Annotated in this window: 9 protein-coding genes; 6 read left to right on the top strand and 3 right to left on the bottom strand. The window is 73.5% G+C overall.

What is annotated here, in order from left to right; translation table 11 throughout:
• Window positions 1–85 precede the first annotated feature (85 nt).
• Window positions 86–466 carry a hypothetical protein gene (locus tag ACFCZ1_RS26595; protein ID WP_376680776.1) on the bottom strand — a complete coding sequence of 127 codons (381 nt, stop codon included), beginning with the start codon at window positions 464–466 and terminating at the stop codon, window positions 86–88.
• Complete coding sequence (locus ACFCZ1_RS26600) at window positions 463–1,050, bottom strand: TetR/AcrR family transcriptional regulator (RefSeq protein WP_376680777.1); 588 nt, start codon at window positions 1,048–1,050, stop codon at window positions 463–465. The genes ACFCZ1_RS26595 and ACFCZ1_RS26600 overlap by 4 nt, the downstream gene beginning before the upstream one ends.
• A 1,007-nt stretch (window positions 1,051–2,057) precedes the next feature.
• On the opposite strand from ACFCZ1_RS26600, the gene ACFCZ1_RS26605 reads away from it, so the two are divergent.
• Both ACFCZ1_RS26605 and ACFCZ1_RS26610 read left to right on the top strand, forming a co-directional pair.
• On the top strand, window positions 2,058–3,191 hold the full coding sequence (locus ACFCZ1_RS26605; RefSeq protein ID WP_376680778.1) for a hypothetical protein: 1,134 nt from the start codon (window positions 2,058–2,060) through the stop codon (window positions 3,189–3,191).
• Between the two features lie 13 nt (window positions 3,192–3,204).
• Complete coding sequence (locus ACFCZ1_RS26610; protein WP_376680779.1) at window positions 3,205–4,299, top strand: phosphotransferase family protein; 1,095 nt, start codon at window positions 3,205–3,207, stop codon at window positions 4,297–4,299.
• A gap of 18 nt (window positions 4,300–4,317) precedes the next feature.
• Here the strand turns inward: ACFCZ1_RS26610 and ACFCZ1_RS26615 are convergent, their stop codons facing one another.
• Window positions 4,318–4,767, bottom strand: a complete 450-nt coding sequence (locus tag ACFCZ1_RS26615; protein WP_376680780.1) for a hypothetical protein — start codon at window positions 4,765–4,767, stop codon at window positions 4,318–4,320.
• A 217-nt stretch (window positions 4,768–4,984) separates the two neighbouring features.
• Here ACFCZ1_RS26615 and ACFCZ1_RS26620 point away from each other — a divergent pair, with 217 nt between their 5' ends.
• The 4 genes from ACFCZ1_RS26620 (at window position 4,985) to fxsA (ending at window position 8,921) form a co-directional block, all read left to right on the top strand.
• Window positions 4,985–5,425: an Lrp/AsnC family transcriptional regulator gene (locus ACFCZ1_RS26620; RefSeq protein WP_030011705.1), complete on the top strand. Its 441-nt coding sequence runs from the start codon at window positions 4,985–4,987 to the stop codon at window positions 5,423–5,425.
• A 58-nt stretch (window positions 5,426–5,483) separates the two neighbouring features.
• Entirely contained in the window at window positions 5,484–7,112 is a 1,629-nt protein-coding gene (locus ACFCZ1_RS26625; RefSeq protein WP_376680781.1) for an amidohydrolase, read from the top strand.
• Between the two features lie 329 nt (window positions 7,113–7,441).
• A complete protein-coding gene (locus ACFCZ1_RS26630; RefSeq protein WP_376680782.1) occupies window positions 7,442–8,242 on the top strand; it encodes a polyprenol monophosphomannose synthase in 801 nt (266 codons plus the stop codon).
• Window positions 8,243–8,330: 88 nt separating this feature from the next.
• Window positions 8,331–8,921: an FxsA family membrane protein gene (gene fxsA, locus ACFCZ1_RS26635; RefSeq protein ID WP_376680783.1), complete on the top strand. Its 591-nt coding sequence runs from the start codon at window positions 8,331–8,333 to the stop codon at window positions 8,919–8,921.
• Window positions 8,922–9,023: the final 102 nt, after the last annotated feature.

Genomic DNA, 9,023 nt, shown 5'->3' on the forward strand with positions numbered 1-9,023 from the left:
CTGCGCGGCGGTAGGCGGAAGAGTTCGACGCCGGCGGCTCGGATCAGTCCCGTGGGCACCTCTGCCGCATCGCTCCGGGCTGTCGCTACGCGGCGCCCGCCGCTGTCAGGACCGCGACCGGCAGGAGCAGAATCCACTGCGGCAGCCGGAGCAGTGGCTTCGGCCAGCCGACCGACAGCGTGACGACCAGGAAGGCGATGGCGTACGCGACGAAATGCGCGGCCACGAACCATGCCATCAGGCCGGTCGCTGACGTGTCGGCCGCCAGCGCGAGGTAGACCAATGCGGCTGCGGAGAGCACCAGGTCGACGCTCACCATGTGCCACACGGCATGAAGGACGCGCTTGGGTTCGTCCGCGAGACCGCAGGACAGCAGCGGGCGGACCACATCCCGGTGCCCGCCGACGATGTGAGCTGCGGCCACACCGAACGCGGTGATGCCTGCTGCGAGAAGCCAGCCGTTCATCGGATCTCGATTCCTTTGGCTATGACAGCGGCCAGCCGGCCGGCCAGCTGGGGGTCGGGGTGTTCCCCGATCAGGCCGATGTGGAAGAACACGGCTCCGGCCAGCGTGTCCAGGACCAGATCCACGGGCGTGTCGGCCGCGATCTCCCCGCGCGTCACGGCGCGCTCGAAGACGATCAGCAGCCGCTCCTTGGACGGGGCCAGGAAGTCGCTGCGGATGCGCGCCTTCAGCACCGGGTCGGCGGCGAAGTCGGCGAGCAGTCCCGGGAGGGCCGCTGCGGCGGAAGGTGCGTGGAACTCGTCGACCAGGCCCCGCAGCAGTGCGGTCAGGTCCCCGGCCAGCGTTCCGGTGTCCGGTACCGGAGCATGGTCGGTGGTCGTGAACACGGCCTCGAAGACCAACTCCGGCTTGCCCCGCCACCGCCGGTAGACCGTGTCCTTGCCGACACCGGCACGGGCGGCCACCGCCCCGATCGATGTCGCGGCGTAGCCGACCTCGGCCACCAGCTCTGTGGCCGCGCTGACGATCGCCCGGTGCGAGCGGGGGTCCCTGGGACGTCCCCTGGAGGACGGGAAGGAGCTCATACGATTTACCATACGGGTCGACCCGTATGGCAAGCAACCTCGGGTCGGCGCGCCGAGGGGCGTCACCGTTGCAGAGCATGCACACGCGCTCACGCGCGCTCACACGCGCACACGAGCCAGTGAGACGAGCCGAGGCGGTGGCGCCAACCGCAACGCACTTGCTCAAGACCGCTCAGCCGCCGGAGCCCCGCCCCCGGGCGCCGGGCGCTCTCCGCCGGACCGCCGCACGAGCGGCGGCGGGGCTGCTCGCGCGCCGGGTCAGCTCCCGAACAACGGGCCGCTGGGCCAGATCGGGGAGGCGCTGATCCGGGACCACTCCGGGTCCCGCCGTCCCGGCACGGTCAGGCCGTCCTCCGCCCAGCGGGCGATCAGCGCGCTGTAGATGGGCGGATCGGGAAAATGCTGCCGGGGTCCCAGCTGAACCGATTCTTCGTAACCGGGCGGCGTCGGCCGCCGACGGCGTCCCGTCCGTGGCGTGGAAGTCTCAACCGTGGTCATGCCGGGGCAACGCGGCACGGAGCCCCCGGGTAATCGCCTCCCGGCCCCGGGGATCCGTTCGAGGGGGTCCCCGGGGTGGGGTCACGGGCGGGGCGGGTGCGGGGCGGGCGGGGCTGCGGGTGGGCTGCTGTCCCCGCGCGGGGCTGGGGGATCCCGTCCGCCCCTCGCCTTCCGGGTCGGGTCGGGCCGGGCCTGCCCGCAAGCGCGCTCCCTCCCCTCCCGTCGCGTCACGTCGCGATGTCGCGACGCTCCACCCTTGACCGACCGGCCCGCCCCGGGGGTTGTCGAGGACGGACGGGGAGCCCCAGCCCCGCCCTGCCCCGTCCCTGATGCCGTCCAGCGGGCCTCCCGCTTCCCGAAGCCCCGCCTCCCGCCCCTCCCGGCCGGGGCCCCCGCCTCCCCGCGGCATCCCCTGCCACCCTGTCAGTCCGTGCCATACCTCTGGTCTCGGGGCCAGTATCTGACGTACCGTCAAATCTGTCCCGCACGCCCCGCCCCGGAGGTCCGCCATGCCCGCCGACCGGCCCATCGGCCTCGACGAATACCCCATCCACCAGGCGCCCCTGTCGATGAAGCACCTCGTCAGCGGCGACCGCAACGCCTACGACCGCTGCATCTTCCACGTGTTCGACCACGCCGGCCGAGCCGTCCTCATCCTCGGCCTCGGCGTCTACCCCAACGCCGGGGTCATCGACGCCTACGCCACCCTCCGCGTCGGCGACGAACTCCTCGCCGTCCGTGCCTCCGACGCCCTCACCGACGACCGGATGAACCTCTCCGTCGGCCCGCTCGGCATCACCGTCGACACCCCGCTCAAGCAGCTCACCCTGCGCTGCGCCGCCGACCCCGCCGACCCGGACGGGCTCTCGTACGACGTCACCTGGACCGCCGGGTTCCCCGCCGTCTGGGAGCCCCACCACATCCAGCGGCGCGGCGACCGCCTCATGCTGGAGGGACGCCGGTTCGTCCAGGCCGGCGGCGTGAGCGGTGTCATCCGGGCCGGGGGCGAGCAGTTCACCGTCTCACCGGGGGAGTGGACCGGTACCCGCGACCGCAGTTGGGGCGTGCGGCCGATCCCCGGCGAGGACGGGGGCCGGGCCGCCGAGGAATACCGGCCCGAGGGCTTCCACTGGCTCTGGATCCCCGTCCGCTTCGAGGACCGCTTCCTCATGGTCATCGCCCAGGAGGACGCCGACGGCCACCGCACCCTGAGCGAGGCGGTCCAGGTCTTCCCCGAGGGCAGCGGCCGCCACGACGTGCAGCTCGGCTGGCCGCACACCGAGATCCGCTACCGGCCCGGCAGCCGCCACCCCGAGAGCGCCGTCGTCCACCTCACCGACCCGGCCCGAAGGCCCCTCGAACTCGGCGTGGAGATCCTGAATTCCTCCCCGCTCGCAGTCGGGGCCGGCTACCCGCCCGCCGCCGACTGGCAGCACGGCACCTGGCAGGGGCGGGGCTGGACCGACCGCCGCGTCTACGACCTCTCCGACCCCTCCGCCCACCCCATGGCCGCCTTCGGGGTCACCGACCACTCGGCCCGCTTCACCCTCGACGGACAGACCGGCCACGGCATCTTCGAACACGGCAGCTTCGGCCGCCACGACCCGAGCGGCTTCGCCGACCACTCCTCCGTCGCCCAGTAGGAAAGGGGTACCCATGGCCACCGCTCCGCGTCCGCGCACCTCCACCCGGGAGCCCGAAGAGCTCGGCCGGCGCCTCGCCGCCTGGCTGGACACCAGACTGCCCGGCGCGCAGGTCACCAACGTCTCCGTCCCCGGCTCCAACGGCATGTCCAGCGAGACCCTGCTCTTCGACATCGAGCACCCCGACACCCCGCTCCGCGCCTGCGCGCTGCGGCTCGCCGCCGACCCGGCCGCCTACACCGTCTTCCCGGCGTACGACATGCCGCGCCAGCACCGGGTGATGAGCCTGGTCGCAGAGCACACGGACCTGCCCGTTCCGCGCGTGCAGTGGCTGGAGGAGGACCCCGGGCCGCTCGGGGCGCCGTTCTTCGTGATGGCCCGGGCCGACGGACGGGTCCCGCCGGACGTCATGCCCTACACCTACGAGGGCAACTGGCTGCACGCCGCGACCGACGCCGAGCGCGCCGAGCTCCAGGAAGCGAGCATCTCCCTGCTGGCCCGCCTGCACGACCAGTTCCCGTGCGAGGAAGCACAGTTCCTGCTCCCGAAGGGCGAGGGGAGCCCGCTGCGCCGTCACGTCGACGCCCAACGCGCCTACTACGCCTGGGTGGTGGGCGGGCTGGCCCCGTCACCGCTCATCGAGCGGGCGTTCGCCCGCCTGGAGGAGCTGTGGCCGCGGGACGAGGGGCCGGCCGTCCTCAACTGGGGCGACGCCCGCATCGGCAACGTCGTCTACGACGGCTTCACACCGGCCGCCGTCCTGGACTGGGAGATGGCGGCGTACGCCCCGCGCGAGGTGGACCTCGGCTGGACCGTCTACCTCCACCGGTTCTTCCAGGACCTCACCGTCGGCTTCGGCCAGCCCGGCCTGCCGGACTTCCTGCGCCGTGAGGACCTGGAGCGGCGGTACGCCGAACTCACCGGCCACACCCCGCGGGACATGGAGTTCCACACCCTCTACGCGGCCCTGCGGCACGGGATCGTGATGCTGCGCATCGCCTACCGGCAGGCGTACTTCGGAGAGGTCGAGATCCCCGCGGATCCGGACGGCCTGATCCTGCACCACGCCGGCCTGGCCGCCATGGTGCAGGGAACGTATTGGGAGTAGGCCCGGCGGACGGCCGGGTCAGGCCGCCTGCGCGTGCTGCCGTCGCGTCTGCGGCGGCACGGGGCTCACGATGCGCACCGGACGCGAGCCCGGACCGCCGACGTGCGAGAAGGGCTGCGTCCGCCAGTCGAGCCCCTGGGGCAGGCTCAGGAGCACCACGGGCTCCAGCTCCTGCGCCTCCACCGGCTGGATCGTGCCGACGGTGGGCAGCGCGTCGCAGACGGGGCGGCCGGTGCCCGCGCACACCGTGAGACCGAAAGGGTTCCACGGGGTCAGGCAGAGCGCGTGCTGCGGCAGATGCTCCTCGTCGGCGACGAGAGCGACCGACTGGCCGCAGTCGGGGCAGACGGCGTGGTGGATCTCGAAGCCCTCGCCGTCATCGAGGTATTCGAGGTGATCGCCGTCCTCGGAACCGACGGGTTCGAGGGGCTCCGGTTCGATGCGACCGGCGCGCGTGGTGTTCTGCATGGATGTACTCCCCCTTGGGTGGGCCGGGCGGGCAGGTTCTTCGGCCACGGCCACAGCAAGCACTTCCCGTCGCGCGGCACGAGTAACCACGACGGGCCCGCGTACGCCTGCATACCCTTGTGGCCTTGGTCACATGCCCGCCGCAGATGCCTCCAGTGGGCGGACAGCACTGTGCCTGGGATGCCCTTGGGCCTTAGGTTGAGCGGCTATGAGCGCAATGGAGGAGCTGGACCGCCAGATCGTGGATCTGCTCGTGCGGGACGGGCGGATGAGCTACACGGATCTGGGCAAGGCCACCGGACTGTCGACGTCGGCGGTCCATCAGCGAGTACGCCGGCTGGAACAGCGCGGGGTGATCCGCGGCTACGCGGCCGTGGTCGACCCCGAGGCCGTCGGGCTGCCGCTGACGGCCTTCATCTCGGTCAAGCCGTTCGACCCGAGCGCTCCGGACGACATCGCCGACCGGCTGGCCGGCGTGCCCGAGATCGAGGCCTGCCACAGCGTCGCGGGCGACGAGAACTACATCCTCAAGGTCCGCGTCGCCACGCCGCTGGAGCTGGAAGACCTGCTGGGCCGCCTGCGTGCCCTCGCACACGTCTCGACGCGCACCACGGTGGTCCTGTCCACCCCCTACGAGGCTCGCCCGCCCCGGGTGTAGGCGCCTCGGAGGGACCCGCCGGTCGGGCGGACCGCAGGGACGCGCGAGACTGGTCACCATGACTGACCGCACCGCCACCTCCGCCGACGCCGCCGGAGCACCGACAAGGACCGTCCTCCTGCGCGGGGGCGAGGTACACAGCCCCGCGGACCCCTTCGCCACCGCGATGGTGGTCGAGCGGGGCCACGTCGCGTGGGTCGGCTCCGAAGGCGCGGCCGACGCCTTCGCGCAGGGCGTCGACGAGGTCGTCGACCTCGACGGGGCGCTCGTCACGCCCGCCTTCACCGACGCGCACGTCCACACCACCTCAGCCGGTCTCGCCCTCACCGGGCTGGACCTCTCCGGGGCGCGCTCCCTGCCCGCCGCGCTGGACCTCGTACGCGCGTACGCCGCGAGCCGCCCGGCCGACCGGGTGCTCCTCGGCCACGGCTGGGACGCCGCCCGCTGGCCCGAGCGCCGGGCCCCGCGCCGCGCCGAGCTCGACCAGGCCGCCGGCGGCCGCCCGCTCTACCTGAGCCGCATCGACGTGCACTCGGCCGTCGTCACCACCGCCCTGCTGGACCTCGTCCCCGGTGTGACCCCGGACGGCGACGAGCCGCTGACCCGCGACGCCCACCACGCCGTACGCGCCGCCGCCCTGGCCGCCGTCACCCCCGCCCAGCGCGCCGAGGCCCAGCGGGCCGCCCTGGACCGGGCCGCCTCGCTCGGCATCGGCTCCGTGCACGAGTGCGGCGGGCCCGACATCTCCTCCGCCGAGGACTTCCGCGGCCTGCTCGCGCTGGCGGGGGAGCGGCCCGGGCCGCGCGTCTTCGGGTACTGGGCCGACCGGGACCTCGACCAGGCCAAGGCGCTCGGGGCCGTCGGGGCCGCGGGCGACCTGTTCGTCGACGGCGCCCTCGGCTCGCACACCGCCTGCCTGCACGCCCCGTACGCCGACGCCGCACACACCGGCACCGGCTACCTGGACGCGCGCGCGGTCGCGGAGCACGTGGCCGCCTGCACCGAGGCGGGGCTCCAGGCCGGGTTCCACGCCATCGGCGACGCGGCGCTGACCGCCGTCGTGGAGGGCGTCCGCGCGGCCGCCGGGAAGGTCGGCCTGGCGCGGGTGCGCGCCGCCCGGCACCGGGTCGAGCACGCCGAGATGATGACCCCCACTACCATCGCCGCCTTCGCGGAGCTGGGCCTGACCGCGTCCGTGCAGCCCGCCTTCGACGCGGCCTGGGGCGGCGAGGACGGAATGTACGCCGACCGGCTCGGCGCCCCGCGCGCCCGCACCCTGAACCCGTACGCGGCCATGCTCAAGGCCGGTGTCCCGCTGGCCTTCGGCTCGGACGCGCCGGTCACCCCGCTCGACCCGTGGGGCACCGTCCGCGCGGCCGCCTTCCACCGCACCCCCGAGCACCGGATCTCCGTCCGGGCCGCCTTCACCGCCCACACCCGGGGCGGCTGGCGGGCGCTCGGCCGCGACGACGCGGGCGTCCTGATCCCCGGCGCCCCGGCCGACTACGCGGTCTGGCAGAGCGCCGAACTGGTCGTCCAGGCCCCGGACGACCGGGTCGCCCGCTGGTCCACGGACCCCCGTTCCGGCACCCCCGGACTGCCCGATCTGACCCCCGGCGCGGACTTGCCGGTGTGCCTGGCCACCGTGGTCGGCGGGCGGGAGGTATTCGTACGCCCACAGGGGTGATCCGGTGCGCCCGGGCTCGGTACGGGCGCCCGGACCCGGATAGGTTCGGCCGGGTTCACCACAGGACGTCCGTGCCGGACGGATCCGTCTTCACCCGCGCCCGCGCCTCGGGGGCGACGGAAGGCTTCGCCGGTGGGGGCACCCCCATGGATGGTTGGGGGAGGGTGGCCCCGGTGTCGGGGCCCGGCGGTCCAGTAGACAACGGTCACGGCGGCCCGCAGCCAGCGGGAGTCCGACCGGCCCGAAGGACCGCTGGCCCCGACCGCTGTTCTAAAGTCATCCTCTGCGACCAGACGTACAGGACGTGCAAGAGCACAAAAGGGGACTCAGTGAGCGACGGCGGACAGCGGACCTACGGACCGCTCGGTACAGCCTTGGTGATCATTCCGACCTACAACGAGGCGGAGAACATCGGGCTGATCGTCGGCCGCGTCCGCGCGGCGGTGCCCGAGGCCCACATCCTGGTCGCGGACGACAACAGCCCCGACGGCACCGGCAAGCTCGCCGACGAGCTGGCGGCCGGCGACGACCACGTGCACGTCCTGCACCGCACGGGCAAGGAGGGGCTCGGCGCCGCCTACCTGGCCGGCTTCGTCTGGGCCCTGGACGCGGGCTACGGCGTGATCGTCGAGATGGACGCCGACGGCTCCCACCAGCCGGAGGAACTGCCCCGCCTGCTCACCGCGCTGGCCGGCGCCGACCTGGTCCTGGGCTCCCGCTGGGTGCCGGGCGGCCGGGTCGTGAACTGGCCCAAGAGCCGCGAGATCCTCTCGCGCGGGGGGTCGACGTACTCCCGGCTGATGCTGAACGTTCCGATCCGCGACGTGACCGGCGGCTACCGGGCCTTCCGCCGCGAGACCCTGGAGGGCCTGGGCCTGGACGAGGTGGCCTCCGCGGGCTACTGCTTCCAGGTCGACCTGGCCCGCAGGGCCGTGCAGAAGGGCTTCCGCGTGGTGGAGGTCCCGATCACCTTCGTCGAGCGTGAGTTCGGCGACAGCAAGATGAGCAAGGACATCGTGGTGGAGGCCCTGTGGCGGGTCACCCAGTGGGGCCTCAAGGCCCAGGCGGCCAAGCTGCTCCCGGGCAAGGGCGCGGACAAGGACAAGGACAAGGACAAGGGCCGGGACTGACCGCCCGGGAGCGGCCCGCAGGCCCCCAGGGGACGTCCGGTACCGCCGGCTGAGGCCGCTTTTACTCGGACCCGGGCACACTGGGAGCATGACGACCGGCGTTCCCACATCGACGGCCCCCCGGCGGCGCTCCCCCGCCCGTACGTTCCTCCCCCTGGCGGTCGCCGCCTGGCTGATCCTGGAGATCTGGCTGCTCAGCCTGGTCGCCGGCGCGGCCGGCGGGCTCGCCGTCGCCGCGCTGCTCGCGGGCGGGATGATCCTGGGCGTGGTGGTCATCAAGCGGGCCGGGCGGCGTGCCTTCAAGAACCTCGCGGACACCTTCCAGCAGGCACAGCAGGGCCGGCAGCCCACCGCGCAGCAGCCCGGCCAGGGCAACGGCCTCACCATGCTGGCGGGCCTGCTCCTGATCATGCCCGGCCTGCTCTCCGACGTGGCGGGCCTGCTCTGCCTGCTTCCGCCGGTCCGGGCGTGGATCGGCCGCCGCGCGACCCGCTCACTGAAGCGCAAGATGGCCGCGGCCCCCGCGGGTACCTTCGCCGACGCCTTCACGCAGGCCCGCATCCACTACCCCGACGGCAAGGTCGTGCAGGGCGAGGTCATCCGCGAGGAGCGGCCGCAGCAGCCGGGCGGCCCGGGCGGCCCGGGCGACATGACGTACCGCCCGCCGCTCGCCCCGTAAGGCGAGGCGACCGGCCCGCGAGGGGCGCGCGCGAAAACGACGCGAAACAAGTCAAAACGATGCGAAACAAGTCGAGGGGCCCCGCCACACTGTGTGGCGGCC

Origin of the sequence: Streptomyces sp. NPDC056224 (assembly GCF_042267665.1) — a bacterium.
Taxonomy (GTDB): domain Bacteria; phylum Actinomycetota; class Actinomycetes; order Streptomycetales; family Streptomycetaceae; genus Streptomyces.